The sequence below is a fragment of the Oceanobacillus manasiensis genome (assembly GCF_000724085.1).
Classification (GTDB): Bacteria; Bacillota; Bacilli; order Bacillales; family Amphibacillaceae; genus Oceanobacillus_B; species Oceanobacillus_B manasiensis.
In genome coordinates this window covers 1-20,299 of record NZ_CCDL010000004.1, presented here as the reverse complement: position 1 = coordinate 20,299, position 20,299 = coordinate 1, and the positions used below count along the sequence as shown (strand labels likewise).

General features: G+C 38.3%; 21 protein-coding genes and 1 rRNA gene. 12 read left to right on the top strand and 10 right to left on the bottom strand.

Translation table 11 applies throughout. The features are described from left to right. Positions 1-87: 87 nt before the first annotated feature. Positions 88-1,158: an A/G-specific adenine glycosylase gene (mutY, locus tag BN985_RS16780; protein ID WP_042224984.1), complete on the top strand. Its 1,071-nt coding sequence runs from the start codon at positions 88-90 to the stop codon at positions 1,156-1,158. A 237-nt stretch (positions 1,159-1,395) separates the two neighbouring features. On the opposite strand, the gene BN985_RS19270 is transcribed toward mutY, so the two are convergent. Next, positions 1,396-1,569, bottom strand: a complete 174-nt coding sequence (locus tag BN985_RS19270) for a hypothetical protein (RefSeq protein WP_182858846.1) — start codon at positions 1,567-1,569, stop codon at positions 1,396-1,398. Positions 1,570-1,732: 163 nt separating this feature from the next. On the opposite strand from BN985_RS19270, the gene BN985_RS16775 reads away from it, so the two are divergent. The 3 genes from BN985_RS16775 (at position 1,733) to BN985_RS16765 (ending at position 4,803) form a co-directional block, all read left to right on the top strand. Next, a complete protein-coding gene (locus BN985_RS16775) occupies positions 1,733-1,984 on the top strand; it encodes a gamma-type small acid-soluble spore protein (RefSeq protein ID WP_042224982.1) in 252 nt (83 codons plus the stop codon). A 341-nt stretch (positions 1,985-2,325) separates the two neighbouring features. Further along, entirely contained in the window at positions 2,326-2,853 is a 528-nt protein-coding gene (gene ntdP, locus BN985_RS16770) for a nucleoside tri-diphosphate phosphatase (protein WP_042224980.1), read from the top strand. Positions 2,854-3,033: 180 nt separating this feature from the next. Beyond that, a complete protein-coding gene (locus BN985_RS16765; RefSeq protein WP_042224978.1) occupies positions 3,034-4,803 on the top strand; it encodes an ABC transporter ATP-binding protein in 1,770 nt (589 codons plus the stop codon). Between the two features lie 133 nt (positions 4,804-4,936). On the opposite strand, the gene BN985_RS16760 is transcribed toward BN985_RS16765, so the two are convergent. The 5 genes from BN985_RS16760 to BN985_RS16740 form a co-directional block, all read right to left on the bottom strand. After that, complete coding sequence (locus tag BN985_RS16760) at positions 4,937-6,235, bottom strand: glutamate-1-semialdehyde 2,1-aminomutase (RefSeq protein WP_042224977.1); 1,299 nt, start codon at positions 6,233-6,235, stop codon at positions 4,937-4,939. Between the two features lie 21 nt (positions 6,236-6,256). Next, positions 6,257-8,173, bottom strand: coding sequence for an FtsX-like permease family protein (locus tag BN985_RS16755; RefSeq protein ID WP_042224975.1), 1,917 nt, complete (start codon positions 8,171-8,173; stop codon positions 6,257-6,259). Further along, positions 8,145-8,924: an ABC transporter ATP-binding protein gene (locus BN985_RS16750; protein ID WP_042224973.1), complete on the bottom strand. Its 780-nt coding sequence runs from the start codon at positions 8,922-8,924 to the stop codon at positions 8,145-8,147. The genes BN985_RS16755 and BN985_RS16750 overlap by 29 nt, the downstream gene beginning before the upstream one ends. 120 nt (positions 8,925-9,044) lie before the next feature. Continuing rightward, entirely contained in the window at positions 9,045-10,037 is a 993-nt protein-coding gene (locus tag BN985_RS16745; protein WP_042224972.1) for a sensor histidine kinase, read from the bottom strand. Beyond that, positions 10,034-10,735 (bottom strand): response regulator transcription factor, encoded by a 702-nt coding sequence (locus BN985_RS16740; protein WP_042225301.1) that lies wholly within the window; start codon positions 10,733-10,735, stop codon positions 10,034-10,036. Before BN985_RS16740 ends, BN985_RS16745 begins: the two co-directional genes overlap by 4 nt. Before the next feature lie 186 nt (positions 10,736-10,921). Between BN985_RS16740 and BN985_RS16735 the strand changes: the two genes are divergently transcribed. Then, positions 10,922-11,353, top strand: a complete 432-nt coding sequence (locus tag BN985_RS16735) for a potassium channel family protein (RefSeq protein ID WP_042224971.1) — start codon at positions 10,922-10,924, stop codon at positions 11,351-11,353. Positions 11,354-11,406: 53 nt separating this feature from the next. Beyond that, a complete protein-coding gene (bcp, locus tag BN985_RS16730; protein ID WP_042224970.1) occupies positions 11,407-11,874 on the top strand; it encodes a thioredoxin-dependent thiol peroxidase in 468 nt (155 codons plus the stop codon). 214 nt (positions 11,875-12,088) lie between these two features. On the opposite strand, the gene BN985_RS16725 is transcribed toward bcp, so the two are convergent. After that, a complete protein-coding gene (locus BN985_RS16725; protein WP_042224969.1) occupies positions 12,089-12,538 on the bottom strand; it encodes a DUF1569 domain-containing protein in 450 nt (149 codons plus the stop codon). Between the two features lie 222 nt (positions 12,539-12,760). Here BN985_RS16725 and BN985_RS16720 point away from each other — a divergent pair, with 222 nt between their 5' ends. From BN985_RS16720 to perR, 4 genes are all read left to right on the top strand, one after another. Next, a complete protein-coding gene (locus BN985_RS16720; protein WP_042224968.1) occupies positions 12,761-13,429 on the top strand; it encodes a sugar transferase in 669 nt (222 codons plus the stop codon). Positions 13,430-13,488: 59 nt separating this feature from the next. Beyond that, on the top strand, positions 13,489-14,436 hold the full coding sequence (locus tag BN985_RS16715) for a D-2-hydroxyacid dehydrogenase (protein WP_052360730.1): 948 nt from the start codon (positions 13,489-13,491) through the stop codon (positions 14,434-14,436). A 2-nt stretch (positions 14,437-14,438) separates the two neighbouring features. Beyond that, positions 14,439-14,990 (top strand): cob(I)yrinic acid a,c-diamide adenosyltransferase, encoded by a 552-nt coding sequence (locus tag BN985_RS16710; protein WP_042224966.1) that lies wholly within the window; start codon positions 14,439-14,441, stop codon positions 14,988-14,990. Positions 14,991-15,170: 180 nt separating this feature from the next. Further along, positions 15,171-15,620 (top strand): peroxide-responsive transcriptional repressor PerR, encoded by a 450-nt coding sequence (perR, locus tag BN985_RS16705; RefSeq protein WP_042224965.1) that lies wholly within the window; start codon positions 15,171-15,173, stop codon positions 15,618-15,620. Between the two features lie 65 nt (positions 15,621-15,685). Here perR and pabB read toward each other — a convergent pair whose 3' ends face one another. From pabB to BN985_RS16690, 3 genes are all read right to left on the bottom strand, one after another. Continuing rightward, complete coding sequence (gene pabB / locus BN985_RS16700; protein WP_232225610.1) at positions 15,686-17,374, bottom strand: aminodeoxychorismate synthase component I; 1,689 nt, start codon at positions 17,372-17,374, stop codon at positions 15,686-15,688. Positions 17,375-17,405: 31 nt separating this feature from the next. After that, a complete protein-coding gene (locus BN985_RS16695; protein WP_042224961.1) occupies positions 17,406-18,005 on the bottom strand; it encodes an anthranilate synthase component II in 600 nt (199 codons plus the stop codon). Positions 18,006-18,125: 120 nt separating this feature from the next. Then, positions 18,126-18,509 (bottom strand): YgzB family protein, encoded by a 384-nt coding sequence (locus BN985_RS16690; protein WP_042224959.1) that lies wholly within the window; start codon positions 18,507-18,509, stop codon positions 18,126-18,128. A 180-nt stretch (positions 18,510-18,689) separates the two neighbouring features. Between BN985_RS16690 and BN985_RS16685 the strand changes: the two genes are divergently transcribed. Together BN985_RS16685 and BN985_RS16680 are read left to right on the top strand one after the other, a co-directional pair. Next, positions 18,690-19,562 (top strand): nucleotidyltransferase-like protein, encoded by an 873-nt coding sequence (locus BN985_RS16685; RefSeq protein ID WP_042224958.1) that lies wholly within the window; start codon positions 18,690-18,692, stop codon positions 19,560-19,562. Between the two features lie 509 nt (positions 19,563-20,071). Next, positions 20,072-20,299: ribosomal RNA gene (locus tag BN985_RS16680) — 16S ribosomal RNA — on the top strand; the annotation flags it as partial.

Here is a 20,299-nt window from a genome sequence, read left to right as displayed (position 1 = left end):
TGAAATAGCTAGATCGTATGCTAAATTGGCATAATGTTTGCTTGCGTTTTTTTGACTAATTTATTGTATCATACAGGATGTGAATTTATGAAAAATATACAGTTACAGAATTTTAACATTTTTGGTTTTCAAAAAGATTTAATTGATTGGTATCAAGAATATAAACGTGACCTGCCTTGGCGAAAGGATCAGGATCCTTATAAAATTTGGGTTTCAGAAATTATGCTTCAGCAAACAAAGGTTGATACCGTCATCCCGTATTTTCATCGTTTTATCTCAAATTTTCCCACAGTCGAAGCTTTAGCAGCTGCCGATCAACAAGACGTACTTAAATCATGGGAAGGTTTAGGTTACTATTCCCGTGCTAGGAACTTACAAAACGCCGTAAGAGAAGTGGTAGCATCCTATAATGGCATTGTACCTATTAATCCAGAAGAACTGGGCTCATTAAAAGGAATTGGTCCATATACAAAAGGAGCTATCCTGTCTATTGCATATGACAAGCCTGAACCTGCAGTGGATGGGAATGTAATGCGGGTCTTTTCAAGAATATTTCATATTGAAGAGGACATTGCACTTCCCAAAACAAGGAAACTATTTGAGTCGTACGTGCGAGAAGTAATTGACCATGACGACCCATCCTCCTTTAATCAAGCAGTAATGGAGCTAGGGGCCATAATATGCACACCCAAGTCACCTGCTTGTATGCTTTGTCCAGTTCAAACGCACTGCAAGGCATATGCGGAGGGAGTGGAAGAGGACCTGCCTGTTAAGAAAAAGGCTAAAAAGCAAAGAAGAATACCGTATGTCGCTCTCCTGATTCAAACACCAGAAGGGGAATATGTGATTGAAAAGCGTCCAAGTAATGGCCTGCTTGCAGACCTATGGCAATTTCCGATGGTACCTATAGGTGAAATTGGTTATGACCATATTGAAAGTTGGTTCCATCAAGAATATGGTATATCTCTTCAAGTTAAGAACCATGCAGGAAAGCTGAAGCATGTATTTTCTCATCTTATTTGGGAAATCGAAATATATCATGCTGAAGCAGATATTAAGGAAATGAACGATCAAAGACTTAAGCTCGTTCCAAAAGAAACTGTGGCCGAATATCCGTTTCCTGTCTCCCATCAGAAAATGATGAACTATATGAAATGAAATTAAAGGCTGGGACATCGCTTATGATCGCTACGGAAAAGTACTACGCTTTCCAGAGTTGTCTTGTATGCCTTTCGTGTGTTTGCACTATGGAGGCATACAAGGCCCTTTACACTCCAGGGAGTCACTGTACCTCGAGCTAAATAGCGTACCAAGATCGAGAAGGATGTTTTTGCCCTTTGTAGTTTGGGTTGTCCCAGTCCTTTAATATAGAAGTTACTTTCAACAAGGCAAAGCTTAATCCCTTGTATGCATTTCTTTATTAATTTCATGAAGGATGGAAAGTCCTTCTGGATTTACATATGGTAAAAGCTGCGACAATGCATGCTGAAAATAGTTTAGTTCTTCATTGTTCCATTTTGTTTTACTCATCATTGTTAGTTCTGTGAAGTCTCTTCTTGTTGAATCCATCATCATTTCTCCTCTAAATGTGATTTCTCCCCATTAAGTTATGTAGAATACAGGTTTTTATTCATTGTTGGAATATATATCCATTTGATGATTTAATTGGATCAAATTAGTTCGGATAAGCTAACCGCATACGGGTTAAATTAGAAGTGCGGAGGTGATATTGATGGCTAAAAACCCAAACAAAACTACTTCAGGTACTAGCGTTCAGCACGTAAAACAACAGAACCAAAAAGCTTCTCAAGGTCAAGGGCAATTCGGAACTGAGTTTGCTTCCGAAACAAACGCTCAAGAAGTAAGAAAGCAGAACCAACAATCTGCACAAGGTCAAGGGAAATTTGGTACTGAGTTTGCTTCTGAAACAAACGCTCAGGAAGTAAGAAAACAGAACCAACAATCTCAGCAAAACAAAAAGTAAATATCTACCTCACAACATTTCAGAGAGCTTCCTTTAAAGGGAGCTCTCTTTATGTGTATTTCGAACCGTAAATCAGAGGGAAAGCTAGAAATTTAACTATTTTAGCCCTCTAATCAACCATGCCAGCTTGCGTCAGTCAACCACCGGAGCGAATGAATCAACCATGCGACTCTTTAATTAGTCACAGCAGCGCACCAAACAACAAAGAAGCCACTCTCGTCAATTTACGAGCGAACGTGAGTTATTCTAATTCATAAAGTACGTAATACTTTATATTTCATATAGTTGGCCTTATAATGAAATAAGGATTAATAACGGACTATTAGCGAAAGGAAGATAAGATGGTTGCTCCGAGTCCAGGTTCAAAGATGCAAATACAAAGCTACAAGCATAATGGACAACTTCACCGGGTTTGGGAAAACAGTCTTGTACTAAAAGGAACGGAATCAATTGTTATCGGAGCCAACGACAAAACGCAAGTAACGGAAAGTGATGGTAGATCATGGGTAACTAGGGAACCAGCAATTTGTTATTTTCATGCAAAGTATTGGTTTAATATCATCGGCATGCTACGTACAGATGGAATTTATTATTATTGCAATATTAGCTCCCCGTTCGTTTTTGATGAAGAAGCGCTCAAATACATTGATTACGACCTTGATGTCAAAGTATATCCGGACATGACCTATGATATTCTTGATGAAGATGAATATGATGACCATAGAATTCAAATGAATTATCCTAGGGTTTTAGATCGTATTCTCCATAACAACTTAGACTATTTACTTCGTTGGATCCGTCAAAGAAAAGGGCCTTTTTCTCCGGATTTTGTTGACGAATGGTATGAGAGGTATTTGACCTATCGGTGATGGATAGTATCCTTGTTACGTAACGTAGCAAGGCTTTTCCTTTTTTAACACGTTGAAAGAGTTATAGTGTATTTTTCTATTGGTAGGTTAAACTTAATTCGAGATCATAAAGGCCAACATACGCCCCAACGACATGTGAAAGTTAATAAGTACAACTATGATATTAAGGAAGATGTGAATATGAGCAGTATAAAGCAGTACATGCAATTTGTTAAACCATACACTTGGAAGATTATTTGGACGGTATTAGTTGGTGTGGTGAAATTCGGGATTCCTTTATTAATGCCACTTATTTTAAAGTATGTGATCGATAACATTATTAATGCTGATGCGATGAGTGCAGCCGAAAAGACGTCTCAATTACTTTGGCTAATGGGAATTTCCTTTCTGATTTTCTTAGTACTTCGTCCACCGATTGAATACATTCGACAATATCTGGCACAGTGGGTTGGAAACAAAATCCTATACGATATAAGAGATAGGTTGTTTGACCACATACAAAAACTGAGTCTTAGTTTTTATGCTAAGACAAAAACCGGGGAAATTATTTCCCGGGTAATACATGATGTCGAACAAACAAAAACCTTTGTACTTACAGGATTAATGAATATTTGGCTTGACCTTGTCACAATTTTAATTGCCATTATTATTATGCTAACAATGGATATTCCGTTGACGATTGTTGCAATTATCCTCTTTCCTTTATACGGATTCTCAATAAAATATTTCTACGCCAAACTGCGACGACTGACGAGAGATCGCTCCCAAGCACTAGCAGAAGTACAGGGTCATTTACATGAGCGGGTTCAGGGTGTTCCAGTAACGCGAAGCTTTGCATTAGAAGATTATGAACAGGAACAGTTCGAGACAAGAAATAACAATTTCCTAACGAAAGCTATTGATCATACAACCTGGAATGCGAAGACATTTGCTGTAACAAACACGATAACAGATTTGGCTCCATTACTCGTTATTGCCTATGCGGGATATCAGGTTATAAATGGGGATCTCACGATGGGTACTATGGTTGCATTTGTAGGTTATATGGAAAGAGTTTATAGCCCACTGCGTAGATTGATTAATTCATCAACCGTTCTCGTTCAATCTATTGCTTCCATTGATCGTGTGTTTGAATTTCTAAATGAAAAATATGATATAGAAGATAAACCAGATGCAAAACAACTTCAGCGTGTTGATGGAGAAGTTTCCTTTGAAAATGTTTCTTTTCGATATGAGGAAGAAGAAAACAAAGTGCTTAACAATGTAGATCTGCATGTGAAAAGTGGGGAAACAATAGCGTTTGTAGGTATGAGTGGGGGAGGCAAATCAACCTTAATTAGTCTTATACCACGTTTCTATGATGTAACAAATGGATCTATTAAAGTGGATGGATTAGATATTCGCGATGTGAAAGTAAGATCCCTGCGAAATAACATTGGGATGGTGTTACAGGATAATACGTTGTTTAGTGAATCAATTGCGATGAATATACGTATGGGAAAACCTGAGGCAACAGATGAAGAAGTCGTGGCAGCAGCGAAAGCAGCTAATGCTCATGAGTTTATTGAAGGATTGCCTGATGGCTACAAAACGTTAGTAGGTGAACGTGGAGTGAAGCTTTCAGGTGGGCAAAAACAACGTATAGCCATTGCACGTGTTTTCTTGAAAAATCCGCCAATCCTAATTTTTGATGAAGCCACTTCAGCACTTGACTTGGAAAGTGAGCATACAATCCAAGAGGCGCTTGAAAAGCTAGCATCAGACAGAACGACATTTATAGTCGCACACAGACTAGCCACCATCACACATGCAGACCGCATTGTGTTAATTGAAAATGGTGAAATAGTCGAAGATGGCCCACACAAAGAACTAATGGCCAAACAAGGCGCTTATTATAACCTTTATCAAGTCCAGCATTTAGATGATGACATCGAGCAAGAGAGTAAATAAAAGAGTATCATAAAGGGCTTTGAAATAAAAAATGCCGAATGCTTTTATAAGAAGCATTCGGCATTTTTTTATGTTAGAAGTTAGGATGCACTAATCAGCGAAGCGAAATATTTTCCGCAGCGATTTATTAGCCTTACTTATTCTTACTCATTGTTTCAAACGCATTTCCTACTGCTTTGATGGTTTCTTCAATATCTGCTTCAGTATGTGCAGTAGTTAAGAACCATGCCTCATATTTGGATGGGGCAAGATTAATTCCCTGCTCAAGCATCAAACGGAAGAAAGTTGCAAATGCTTCACCATCACTCGCTTCAGCTTGGTCATAGTTCGTTATTTCTCCACTTCCAAAATAAACGGTTAATGCCCCGCAAAGGCGGTTAACACTAATTGGAACACCATAATGTTCAGCTTGTTCTGTAATCCCTTTTTCAAGCAATGCACCAAGATTATCAAGCTTTTCATACGTTCCTTCCTCTTGCAATACTTCAAGACAAGCAATTCCTGATGCCATGGATGCAGGATTTCCTGCCATTGTGCCTGCTTGATATGCAGGGCCTAAAGGTGCTACCTGTTCCATGATGTCCATTCTTCCACCATATGCTCCAATAGGTAATCCACCACCAATTATTTTACCCATTGCTGTCATATCTGGTTCAATTCCATATACCTGTTGGGCGCTTCCATAGGTAAAACGAAATGCCGTGATTACTTCATCATAAATGACGAGTGCGCCTTTGTTATGGGTTAAGTCATTCACAGCTTGCAAGAAGCCTTCGTGTGGTTCTACGATACCAAAGTTCCCTACAATTGGTTCAACGAGAACGGCTGCAACTTCATCTCCCCATTTATCCAAAGCATCTTCAAATGCTTTTAGATCATTAAATGGCACCGTAATGACATCCTCAGCAACAGAACGTGGGATACCTGCTGAATCCGGGGTTCCTAGTGTTGCAGGGCCTGATCCTGCCTGCACCAATACAGCATCAAAATGACCATGATAACAACCAGCGAATTTTATCACTTTTGTTCTATCGGTATAAGCACGAGCTACACGAATGGTGGTCATAACCGCTTCCGTTCCAGAATTAACAAAGCGTACTTTCTCTAATGATGGGATTGCATCTTTTAGCATTTTTGCATACTGGTTTTCCAGTTTGGTTGGTGTACCATACAAAACACCAGTTGTGGCAGCATGTGCAATTGCCTTTGCAATGTGCGGGTGGGCATGTCCAGTAATAATCGGTCCATAAGCACCAAGATAATCGATATACTTGTTTCCGTCTACGTCCCAAAAATAAGCTCCTTGGCCACGCTCCATATAAACCGGTGCGCCACCGCCTACTGCTTTATAGGCACGGGAAGGGGAGTTCACCCCGCCAACAATATGCTGGAGTGCTTCTTCGTGTAATGCTTGAGATTTTGTGAAATGCATTGTTGTATTCCTCCTTTATGTTTACATGACCTTATTTAGCTTCGTTGTATAAATATTTCTAATGATAATGAAATTGATGAAATGTACTGCGAAATAGAGCAAATATACGAAAATACTAGGTAAAAGCACATTGGAAACCAGTATATTTTGTAATGCTTTAAATGCAAAACCAGCGTGGATAGCTGCTACCGAAAAAGGGAGAAAGAACAATAGAGCCAATTGTTTACCTGCTATTTTTTTCATTTCCTTGCTCGTTAATCCAATCCGATATAAGGAATAGTAATGTTTTAGATCCTTATCAATATCCTGATACATTCGGAAATATAAAATAGAACCTGCAGCTAAAAAGAATAAGACACTAATAAATATACCAAAAAAGAACAGATAAGACATAGTCTGTCTCATCATAAGATAGAAATCGGCTTGAGAATCTGCATAGGCGATTTCTGTATTAACCCGGTTCAATACATCCTCTGTCTCCGTAGCATAGTCAAAAGCATTAGGTATATGCATGACATAATTGTAACGTACACTGCTCGCATCTGCAGCTTGTATAAATTGCTCGTATCGTTTATCCGAGACTATTAACTGCACATTTGTACTGATGGAGGAACTTAAAGGGCTTGCTTCCCTATGAATTGCAAGATCAGTATTTGTCTGGCCAACTTTAATAGTTAAGGAATCGGGGACTTTTGCTGTAAATCTATTAACTAAATCTTGACTAAGTAAAATTGCCTCACTAAACTTTGGATGCCTTAACTTTTCCTCATCTTTTAGGTCCATCATTTTTTGGTAGTCGGAATAGGAATAAATCATAATGGGCGTGGTATCCCAATTTGGTGAATTTGACTCCATCTCAGCAGGTATGGTGCTTGCCAGCATAGACTCATATGGAATGAATTTATCTTGGAATTGAGCCTCAACATTTTCTATTGTTTTTTTAAAGTCTTCCAGGTTAGCATTTTCATTACTTATTAAGGATACAGCTTGTGGCACAAAACGTACTGTCTCTGCCTCAACCGATCTGAACAAATTAAACAAAACTCCGCTCGATGTAAAAGCTACTGCACTTAGAATCGTTACGATAAATAATATACGAGCATTTTCTTTCAATTTAAAAGCTAAATCGGAAATTGTTAATAGGTTCAAGTTTCGATATAAAAAGAACTTATTCTTTTTGAAAATACTGGTGGTAGCAATACTAAGCTGTGTAAAAAGAAAGTAAGTACCAGGAATGATGAATGCTAAAATAGGAAACATCCGTGCTCCAATGGTAGTAATATCAGCTGTATAGGCAAGATAGTAGGCATACAATACAGCCGCTAGAGCAAAGACGCTGATGAACCAAGAAAAAGTGGGTTTTCGATTTGATTTCGTAGACCCTCGGAAAACCTCCATTATAGAATTAGTTCTTAATGTCCATACAACAGCAAGGGTATTGAGCTCAAACATGACAAAAAATAAAATGATGGTTAGTCCAATGGCCCGCAAAGAAAGGTGAAACGGTAAAATGTCACCAATGCCAAGTATAGCGGAAAATACCATGAGAAAGAGCTTTGTTAAAAGTGCACCGACTGCTATTCCGGCTAATATGGCTGCAAGCCCAATCATTGTATTTTCCAGAATTAGCAACCTATTTAATTGTGATTTTTTAATCCCTAATGTAGTCAGTAGTCCATATTCTTTTTTACGGGATTTGACAAAGGTTCCTGTTGAATAAAGAACAAAGATAAACGAGAACCCATATATCATGACCTGTGAAGCGATAATTCCGGATTGAACCACATTATGAAACTCGTATTCGCGGATCGACGGGTGGAAAATGACAACTGCGTACATGAAAAAAACTGTGACAGCGAACATGCAGCTTAAAAAGTAGCTTACATAAGCTCTCGTATTTCGTTTTACATTATTTAAAGCGAATTGAATGAAAGTCATCCATATTTCCTCCGAGTAAGGATTGTACGTTTAAAATGTCTTGGAAAAAGCGCTGACGATTATCTCCCTTGTGAATTTCATTAAACATCCTTCCATCTTTAATGAATATCACCCTCCCGCAGAAGCTTGCTGCAAACGGATCATGGGTGACCATTATAGTAGTTGTTTTCTTTTCTTGATTAAGAAATTGGAGGGATTCCATCACTTGTCGAGAGGCCTTCGAGTCTAAATTTCCAGTCGGCTCATCTGCATAAATAATGGTGGGGTCATGTATAATTGCCCGGGCAATTGCCGCACGTTGTAGTTGACCACCAGACACTTCAAATATTCGCTTTTCTGTAATATCCTCAATTCCGAGCTGTTCTGTCACAAGCTTTAATCTTTTCGTCATTTCTTTTACCTTCCACTTATTTAACGTTAGTGGCAGCATAATATTTTCTCCAACTGTTAATGTCTCTAACAGATTATAATCTTGAAAGATAAACCCTGTTTCTTTCCGACGAAATGTTGCCAGTTTATTCTTCGTTAAATTGGTGACAGTAGTTTGGTTGATGGTAACTGCGCCAGAGGTAGGGGTATCGATAGTGGATAGCAAGTTAAGTAAGGTTGTTTTCCCACTACCGGAAGGGCCCATTATTCCAAGGAATTCCCCTTTGTCTACAGATAAATGAAATTGGTGGAGGGCCTCATGGTGTATCCCTCTTTTGCTCCCATATATTTTGGTGAGATTTGCTGCAGTTAATATAGGCATACATGTGGCCTCCTTGCTGTTAAGTTAGATTAGAAAAATCTTTACTCTATATTTTCTCATAACCCTTTTAAAATAAGTAATTATTTTAGAATAAAGTGACCTTACATTTTTGTAAGGTCACTACCGAAAAGTAATGGTTACTGTTGTTTCTTGATCTACTTTTGAGGTGATGGATAGGTCATGATCTAGTGCGTTACAAATTTCTTTCGATAGGTATAGCCCCATCCCTGTAGATTCTCTATGTTCTCTACCATTTAAGCCTGTAAAGAAAGGGTCAAATACACGGGAAATATCTTGCGGGGGAATCCCATATCCTGTGTCGCTAATTTTTAGAACTGTTTTACCAAAAGATACATCTGAGGTAAAGTGAATTTTATCTGAGTCATCCTTAGAATATTTAATAGCGTTGGTAAGGATCTGACTGATTACAAATCGGAACCATTTTTTATCTGTTGTTACTATAATCGATTCATCAATGGTAAGATCCGGAAAGACTTGATTACGAATGAAGCTCGACTTAAAATCCTTAATTACATCTCTCACTATTTCTTTAAGGGATACACGCTCAACATGGAAATCACGGTCAAATTTCTGTAGCCTTGATTGATATAAAGCAAGATCTAGTCCTTGCTGCAACCGTTCAAGTTCTTCCTGCATACTCTGGTGAAAATCCTCTGGTAGATTGTATTTCTCCTTTTGCATTGTAAGGTGCATGACGGAGACAGGTGTCTTCATTTGATGGATCCACTGCTGGATAAAGTGAAATTCCATTTCTTTTTGGTGCTTTAACTGCTCTACTTCGCTTACATACTGGTTTGTTTGCATTTCGTGCTGTCTTTTAACAATAGAAAGTAAGTTGTTAGGTGGAGAGGGCATTTCATTAACCGCATCGTCTTTTGATAAAATCGTATAATAGGCCTTAAATTTAAAAAAGCGAAAGCAAAGAAACAGCAAGAGACAAATTAAAGGGAGGATGAGTAAGTATATGGCCACATCCCATCTAAGGGTTGTTCCAATGATATATAAATAAAGCTGCACAATCCCGATTATGAGTAAACACTGTGATAGAAAGAAAAGGGTGAAAGGAATACTATCTTTCAGGAAATGTTTCATACTGAACCACTCCATGTATTAACCATTTTATAACCTGTGCCCCGGACAGTTTGTATACTGTTAATAATTCCGATATCCTCTAGCTTTTTACGTAGACGGGTCATATTTACTGATAAGGTGTTGTCATCAACAAATGTTTCATCATCCCATAAAACCTCTAATAGATTGGAGCGAGTAAGGACATGATTCAATTGTGTCATCAGTGTTTTTAATAGGATAAATTCATTCTTTGTTAGTAAGACGGTTTGTTCTTTAAAATGTGCTTCCATTGCAGTAAGATAAAGATAGAAGCCGTTTAGCTCTATGAAATCGGCTTGTTGCGTGTTTGCGTATTCCCCGTATGTCCTGCGCATAATGCTTTTTACCTTTGCTTGGACTACCTCAAAATCAAATGGCTTTGTTATGTAATCATCCCCACCATTTTCTATAGCCATTACTTGATCCATACCAGAATCTCTTGCTGATATGAAAACGATAGGGCAATTAGAGACATGACGTATTTTTCTGCACCAATAAAAACCGTCATAGCGCGGCAAATTAATGTCCAGTAGAACTAAATGGGGTGATAGCTTTTGAAATTCTTCCATTATTCCATCAAACGATTCCACAAGAAAGACCTCGTATTCATAGCGTTCTAAGTAATCCTTCAATAGATTAGCAATTTTAGGATCATCTTCAATAAGGTAAATTCTTTTCATAACGTCCACGACCTTTTTTGAAAAAATAATAAGCTTTATACGTTTAAGGACAGATACGGCCACGTCCAGCTTTTGCTCACTTTGTTACCTCTATCCTATCTTATCCACTAAAAAAAATAAATGACAAGCTTACTCGAAAGAAAGCATAGAATGAACGTAAAGTAATTATTCTCAAAAGGAGCTTCTATGAAAATTATTCCTTTTATTCTATTGGCTATTATTTGTACGATCATGCTTAAAGGGATTATTGATTTTATACGTGGAAAAAGAATGCAAACTGGAATGAGGGACAGTCGCTTTTCAACAGAGTTATTTTATGGACTTATCATTATTTATATTATGGTCATGATCGGCTTTGGCTTGATTTACTTTATGCTATCTTTCGAGGCGATTATTCTGGTGGAGAGCGGCGTACCACGAGAGGTGGGGACTATCGGATCCTTAATACATTCCATGTATTTTAGTGGGGTAACACTTCTTACAATTGGTTATGGCGATATTACACCTATTGGAATCGGCAGGGTTATTGCCTTAATTGAAGCCTTGATTGGTTATATTTTACCTGCTGCCTTTGTGATGCGGCTTGTACAACACGGACAGCGAAGTAGGGGGGAATGATATGATGTTCGAGTTATGCTATAGTGGAACCAGTACTTTTAGGAGGGATTCAGGTGACAGTTGAACTAGGAAAAGAAGTAGCAGACTTTACACTTAATGACCAGAATGGGGAAGAGGTTCAATTATCTAATTACAGAGGGAAGCATGTGGTCTTGTATTTTTATCCAAGAGATATGACTCCAGGGTGTACCACAGAGGCTTGCGATTTTCGTGATAACCATAAAAGCTTTGAAGAATTGGATGCCGTTATTATTGGTGTAAGCCCAGATCCAGTAGATTCCCACCAAAAATTTATTAATAAGCATGATTTACCGTTTGTTCTTTTAGCAGATGAGGAACACAAGGTAGCAGAACAGTTTGATGTGTGGAAGCTGAAAAAGAACTTTGGTAAAGAGTATTATGGCGTAGAGCGGTCTACTTTCATTCTTGATAAAGAAGGAAAATTAGTTAAGGAATATCGCAAGGTCCGTGTTGATGGCCATGTGGAAGAGGCATTGGAATATTTAAAAGAGAATGGGTAAGGTCATAGTCTCTGTTTGAGGCTTTGTTGGAAACAACTGACAATAGCAAAATGCTATTAAATGTTATGACTCCTGCACAACGAGTAGGGAGTACGGAAATAGTAATAATTCCAAATAACAAAAAGAGCTTGGACTAGATCCAAGCTCTTTTACTATGTTTATATGGTTATTCTATACCCAAACGTTATTTAAAAATTTTCTTTACTAAAGCTAACTAGCCACCAAACTGTTTTAAATGATGGTCAAGATGCTTATAAATTCCTTTTCCCCATTGCTCTGAGGTAAGTTTACCGAAAAAAGGATGTGGATGGGTTGTGCACATCTCTGGGCCATTATTTTGGAATGTTAAGATCTTTTGTTTTAGTTTTTCCTTCTCTGTTTCAAATTCCTTTTCCTCTACAATCAACATGGTTGGGATCGTGGACATATTTTGAGGTAGTGGCTTGTCATTATAAAAAATTGGTTTTGCAGATCTTCCAATTAATATTCCTAACCAACCTCTCGAAGGAAATGCGTTTCCCATTGCAATGTCTTGGAAGGATGAGCAATGTGCTAGCATTTGGGCAACATCCATTTTGCCCCATTGTGGTTTAGAATGTAGACTTAATTTGTCAATCCGGTTTAAAATTTCCTCTGCATGCAATTGATTAAAAATATCTTTCATTTATTTCTCCCCCTTGTTCATATAGGTTACCATGTTTCTTTGAGTAATAGTTGAACTATTCTGACTGGTGTTTGAATAAGCCTTCCTTCTATTAGTTATGTAATAAAAGGATTCATACTACCTATCATAAATACTCCATTAAAAATGTTCTATAGCTCCGTGTTTTTGAATAGATTTGAAACAAGCAGGGTTATTAAATCTATTGAAATTTGAGGTGGGAGTATGGAGCTTCAGCGATATGAGAGTAGAATCAGTAAACCGAGTACAGAAAAGAAGCGAGTGTATAGTCTAGTGAAACGAATGCTGGATGTCCTTATGAGCTTTATCCTATTAATTCTCTTTGCCCCGCTCATGTTGATAATTGCCAAAGTTATTCATAATAAAGAAGGTAGTCCAGTAATAGCCAGGTCTTGGAGAGTAGGGGTAAAAGAGCGACCTTTCCTTCTCTACGAATTCCGCACTTTTTCAATACCTTCCCGTGTCATTACAGCCTTTCCCAAGCCTGCTAGTATTTCGAGATCACAATACAAACGGCAGCAATTAATGAGAGAAAAGCAACAACAGGTCCTTACACCAATAGGGAAAGTGCTGAGGAAATATAAGCTTCATAAATTACCACTACTATGGAATGTGTTTAAAGGGGATATGAGTTTTGTTGGTCCTATTCCAGTCGATAAAGAAACAGTCTTAACCTATGACCAGTATGAATATCGGCGCATGATGATGAAGCCTGGGATAATTGGATTTACGAGAGTGTATACTCCCGGTCTTCGTAAGGATTTAAAGATTGAACAGGATCTCTACTATATGAAATACAGGTCATTGAAGATGGACTTGATTATTTTTTTACGCGCTATACGACGTCTATTAAAAAATACCACTGCCAAATAGTGTTCAATAAGTCAAAAAAGTTTTACTATAAATGAAAGAACATATTTGGGGGAAAAGTGATGATTTTATTTTCAGGTAAGATTGAGGACTATCTTCAAAGAAAGTTAATAGAGGAAAATCCAACACAACAGTTTATCTTTTGTGCAAATATGGAAGAGGCGAGAAAAGCCCTTTCGCTAGCTGAAATCCTTGTCACATACGGGGAGGATCTTACAGATGAACTAATAGAGGAAGCAGTATCACTAAAATGGATTATGGTCTTGTCTGCAGGTATGGAAAAAATGCCTTTTGAGGCAATCAAGCAGCGGGATATTTTGGTGACTAATGCGCGAGGAATTCATCGTATTCCCATGGCAGAATATGCGATTTCTATGATTCTACAGGTTTACCGACAAACGAAGAAGCTTATTGAACATGAAAAAGCGCATGAATGGGCTAAGCATCTCCCGATGGAAGAGCTTCATGGGAAAACCATGCTTATTCTTGGAGCAGGAGCTATAGGACAAGAAGTCGCAAGAGTGGCAAAAGCTTTCCACGTAAAAACGCTTGGAGTATCTAGAAGTGGACGTTCTTTAGACTATTTCGATGAGGTCTATCAAATGGAAGCATTCCAATCTCTTCTTCCACAGGCAGATATTTTTATTTCTATTTTACCTAGTACGAAAGAAACACAAGGCATGTTACAGTACGGACATCTAGAAGCATTACCGAACCACGCTTTATTCCTTAATATGGGAAGAGGGGATGTTATAGATTTTACAGATATTATTCGGGCAGTCAATGAAGGGCAAATCGCACATGCGGTATTAGATGTGTTTGAACAAGAGCCGTTGCCGGCAGACAATCCTTTATGGGACAACGACGCTATTACATTAACACCACATATATCTGCCAGTACTAAACATTACGATCCAAGGGCTCTAGAAATTTTCCAAAAGAATCTTCTCATATATAATAAAGATAAGAAGGATTATGTGAATGAAATAGATGTTACGAGGGGGTATTAAACATGCGAATTTATACACGATCAGGTGATAAGGGGCAAACTTCTTTAATTTACGGAAAGCGAGTAGCAAAGAATGATCTGCGAGTAGAAGCTTACGGAACTTGTGATGAGACAAACTCTATGATTGGTCTTGGACTAAGCTTTCTAGATGGGGAGGAGTTTGCAGGGAAAGATACTTTTCTACAAAGAATGCAACGTGTCCAAACAATTCTATTTCATGTAGGAGCAGAACTAGCAACACCAGCAGATAAAGAAGTAACATGGAAACTCAAGCCAGAACATATTGAGGAGCTGGAGAAGGAAATTGATGAGTGGGACGCAGATCTTGAGCCATTAAAGAATTTCATCCTTCCATCAGGCCACCGTTCTGCAAGTGCCTTGCATGCAGCTCGAACCGTGGCACGACGTGCAGAAAGAACAGCTATCGGCGTGGATGATGTGAACCCGTTAGTGGTCTCCTACTTGAATCGTCTTTCTGACTATCTTTTTGTAGCTGCACGCTTTGTAAACAAGCAGCTTGGCTGCGCAGAATCGCATTTGAGGGTGGATGTATAATACTAGGCGCCCATATATAGACACGTTCAGCTTTGCATTTTTTGTACAAGTAGTTATATTTAATTAGGTGTTTTCATATACTTTTATTGACAGGATTGAGCATGAGAGCGTACACTATTTATAAAGATTATAAACTAATAATATTATTATAATTGTACAAAATATAAAAGAGAGGTGGAGATGACGGTGTCTGAGAAACAATTAAAAAGAGCAATTGACACTTTGAAGGAGTCAGGCGTCCGGATCACACCACAACGACATGCGGTATTGGAATATCTTCTAAATTCCATGGTCCACCCTACAGCTGATGATATATATAAAGCACTTGAAGGGAAATTCCCCAATATGAGTGTTGCAACAGTTTATAATAATCTGCGGGTATTGCGTGAGATTGGCCTTGTAAGGGAATTAACCTACGGGGATGCTTCAAGCCGGTTTGACTGTAATACATCGGAGCATTATCATATCATCTGCGATTCATGCGGCAAAATAGTTGATTTCCATTATCCTTCATTGGACGAAGTGGAAGCATTAGCTGAACAGGTAACTGGTTTTGAAGTTAGTCACCATCGCATGGAAGTTTATGGTAAGTGCGAAGACTGCCAAAAAGTCGCTACAAAAAAACATTAATAAACAAAAAGCTGCATCTCCTATTTGGAAGTGCAGCTTTTTTATTGGTTAGTATTGGTGAATTATTATAACCCGAAAATAGATACAGAGACCCATCCCCGCACACTGTTAATCATCCAGAGGTTTGTACATTGTGGCAGTATATTTTTAGGAATGACACGCTCCTGTATTAAGCCTTTATCAAGCAGGTCCTGTCTATAGGTGCCAGGCAGAAGCCCGCATTTAACAGGTGGAGTGTAATAGTGCCCATCTATTTCAGCAACTATATTTCCCATCGTACATTCTGTAAGTTCCTCTGCTTGATTCCATAAAAGGATATCCTCTGTGTTATCGTCCGCATACTGGAACATAGCTTGATACACAGCCCTGTTGGTTGTTTTGTGGTATAGAAAAATGGTTTCTTTATCAACAGCATTTGCTGCAAGTTCGATTTGAATAGGTAAGGATGTTGATTTCAAAAGTTGGGTTTCAAGCTTTATCCTCCCGTTTTTGCTTAAGAGTAATCGAATTTTCCATCTATCTTCTGTGGATAATTGTTTTTCGAGATTCATTAGTTTTTCTTTAATTTCTGAGGTGTTCACCTGGAAATGAAAATAGTCAGCTGAGCGTTTTAGTCGATTTAAATGGTTTTCCAGCACAATGAAATTACCGTTGGCGTATCCAATTGTCTCTAATAGCTGAAAAGGGGTACGCTCCGTTTGAAGAATCTTAGATTTTGTAAGAACCTCCTCATACTCTTCCTCGGAATCCGAATCCCATGTGATCCCTCCGCCAACACCATAAATCGCTTCTCCTGTTATATTTTCTATCTGGACAGTACGAATTGGGACATTGAAAATAGCTTCCATATCTGGAGTGATGTATCCGATTGCCCCACAATAAACATTTCGTGGCTGTTCCTCAAGTCCTTTAATTACTTCCATCGTGCTGGCTTTGGGGGCGCCTGTTATGGACCCACAAGGGAACAATGCTTCGAAAACCTCCGGTAGCTCGGTATTTTCTTCAAGCTCTGCCGTCACAGTTGAAGTCATTTGGTGAACAGTTGGATAGGATTCAATGTTAAAAAGCTTAGGTACTTTGACTGTGCCTGGCTTGGCTATTCTCCCAAGGTCATTTCTTAGTAAATCAACAATCATCACATTCTCAGCTCGGTTTTTCTCTGAGTTGTAAAGCCAATTTCTTTGTTGTTTATCCTGCTGCAATGTATTCCCTCTTGCAGCGGTACCTTTCATCGGTTTTGTAACAATGGTTTTATTACTCAAATGAAAAAACAATTCTGGTGAAGCAGAGATCATGGTGTGTTTGCCGTCATTGATGTACGCACTATAGTTGGAAGCTTGCGCATTGGAAAGATGATGATAATAGGCAACGCTGTCTCCAGAAAATTGACTAATCAAACGAATCGTATAGTTCACTTGGTACGTAATCCCTTTGCGAATAGCTTCCTTTATGGCTGTAATCCTATGTAAATAGTCTTGTTTCTGAGTTAAAGGAGACCACTCGCCTGTTTCAAATCTCCTTTTGGAAGTAAAAGGATCCGTGCTAGGTTCCTCAAAAACTCCAAACCAAACGAGTGGGAGATCTGGGTTCTGATTTACTGCAAAAGCAGAATCAAAAGCGGGTGCTGCTTCATAGGAAACGTATCCCGCAGCATATTTTCCTTGATTAATAGCTTGTTGGACTCGTTTTAGGGAAGGAAGAACTTCCTCGATGGAAGAAGCGGTAATCACCTCTATAGGATTCGTGAAATGCATGGGAGTCTTCACCCCCTCACCGTTTAAAAAATTAAAGTATAACTGGGGCATCACTTCGCTTCCCTCCCTTATTTGTAATAAAGTTATTTAACATCTGTAGGCCTTCTTTGGTAAGAATAGCTTCAGGATGTGCTTGGATTCCTTCTATTGGGAACCTTTTATGACGAAGGCCCATGATTTCTCCGTCGCTTGTTTCCGCAGTTATCTCCAGACAGTCAGGCAATGTCTCTCTTTCCACTATTAAGGAATGATAGCGGGTTACGTTTAGTGGTGAAGGGAGGGAGTGAAAAATGCCACTTCCATCATGGTTTATAGCAGATACTTTTCCATGCATTGGTTGTGTAGCTGGAATAATAGTACCTCCAAATGCTCTAGCAACCGCTTGGTGACCAAGACAGATGCCGAGTATAGGAAGTTCTTTTTGAAAATGCTCAATAAGATCCAAGCAAATCCCAGCTTGGTCTGGATGCCCAGGACCTGGTGAAAGAATGATACACTCTGGAGATAACCGTTCTATTTCTTCTATCTGAATGGCGTCATTACGTTTGACCAAAACCGTATGATTTAATTGCTTCATATATTGTACAAGATTATATGTAAAGGAATCATAGTTATCAATGAGGACGATCATTAGTTGTTACACCTCTTTATTCTTTGAATTTGATATTATTATAGCAGATAGAAACAGAGAACCTGAATTCTTCATTTAAAAAGAAGAACATATAAAAAGCCACCTTAATGGTGGCAGTTTCTATTTGTTCTTCTTTTTAGCTTCTTCTCTTTTGTAACGTTTGGTATTGTATTTCTCATCAAATTCTTTTCCTTCAAGATCTTTGTCCATTGTAAGAGGTTGCTTGCAATGCATGCAGGCATCTACTCGTCCGAGCATTTTTGTAGGCATCTCGCAGTTCGGACACACAATGGGAACTGCCTTTAATGATATAGTACCGATCCATACATATACAGCACAGCTTAAAATAACCATTAAAACACCGAGGAGAAAGAAGATGAACATGAGCCATTCAATATTTCGGGTTAAGATTCCTCCGTACATGAGGAGTATTCCCCCAAATACTAGAATGAGCGCGAAAGTTCTTATTTTATTTATTTTACTAGAGTACACTAATTGAGCCACGCTTGTACCTCCTTCATACTTTCATAGGTAGTATAGCATATTCCATGATTTTTTTATTTCATAACAAGGAATTTATGTTTATATAACGAATTGTACTATAATGTAATTTTAAAATAAATGTAATTCTTCTTATTAACATAGAAATAGAATGAAAGATAACGTTTAAATGGAGGAAAAGATATGGAACGATATTTGAGACCTATTTATCAAGAACACGCGAGTGATGCAAATACGCTAGGGATTATATTAATGGAAAGAACGAAGCCAAATAGCCCTGTTACAGATAACTTTGATGGGATCCTACTAATTATTGTGCAAAACGCAGAACAGAAATGGCAAGCAAAGCATTATGAGTTCGAAGATGAAAGATCTGCAGCAGTACATGTTGTAAGTGAATCAGTGTTAATGGAGTGGATTGATACGAGCGGGTACCGTAGAGGAGTAGAATGGGTGATTTATGGGAGAGTTATTTTTGACCGTAATGAATATGTCTACAATCTTAAAGATCAATTAAGAGATTTTCCAAGTGAGAAAAGGGATTTAAGAAAAGCTATTGAATTTGGTAAGCTCGTTAAAAGTTTCAGTGAAGCGAAAGACTTATACGAAACAAATGAATATAAGGACGCCAACAGTAAGATTCTTTATTCTCTTCATTATTTAGCAAGACTAGCTGTTATTGAGAAGGGATATTATCCAGAGGTTACGGTTTGGGGTCAGGTAAAACAAATTGACCTTGAAGTTTACAAGTTATATGAAGAGTTTATTGAGAGTCGTGAAGAAATGAAGAAAAGGATCCAATTAATGTTGCTTGCCATGGATTTTGTGATTAGCAATAGGGCAAAGACTTCTGTTAAGCATTTATTAGAGATTATGGAGAAAAGAGAAGATCCATGGTCTTATGCACAACTAAAAATATTGCCGGAAACTTCATCCTATGCTCTAGATTTAACTGCTATTATATCTTTTATGGTTGAAAAAGATTTGCTAGCTACAGTGAAGCAGCCAACAAAAGGAATTGGTGTTTACCACCGCACATATGTCGTTAATAGGTAAGGAACCTTGTAAAGCTTTCCTGCATAGTATTGTAATGGCCTACGATATATCGCTGCTATATAAAGACTGTTAATACGGTGCAGGGACCTTTATTTATTTTACAAAAAGAAATTTCAAATTTACATTGACTTTATATTTCATCCATGGTAAATTTAAATCCGTCGCAAAAATCTACGTTGATTTAACGACAAAAATCACATAATTAAATATTGACAACATAATTGAATGTGTGATATATTAATCAAGTCGCCAAATTCGACGGCATTCATCAGCTTTCATCAGTTAAAAACAAATTGAAAAAAGTTGTTGACGAAGCACTTCGGAGATGGTATGATATAAAAGTCGCTGAAAAAAACGACGCAAACAAATTGCTCTTTGAAAACTGAACAAAACAACTAGTATGTCAAGGAAAGACAGATATTCTGTTTTTCGAAGAAATACAAGCAGAAGCCAGTATTCTGCGAAAGCTAAGACGGATCATGTTGATTGGTGTCGACGTGATACAAACTTTTTTGGAGAGTTTGATCTTGGCTCAGGACGAACGCTGGCGGCGTGCCTAATACATGCAAGTCGAGCGCAGGAAGCAAGCAGATCCCCTTCGGGGGTGACACTTGTGGAATGAGCGGCGGACGGGTGAGTAACACGTGGGCAACCTGCCTGTAAGACTGGGATAACCCCGGGAAACCGGGGCTAATACCGGATAATACTTTTCTTTGCATAAAGGAAAGTTGAAAGGC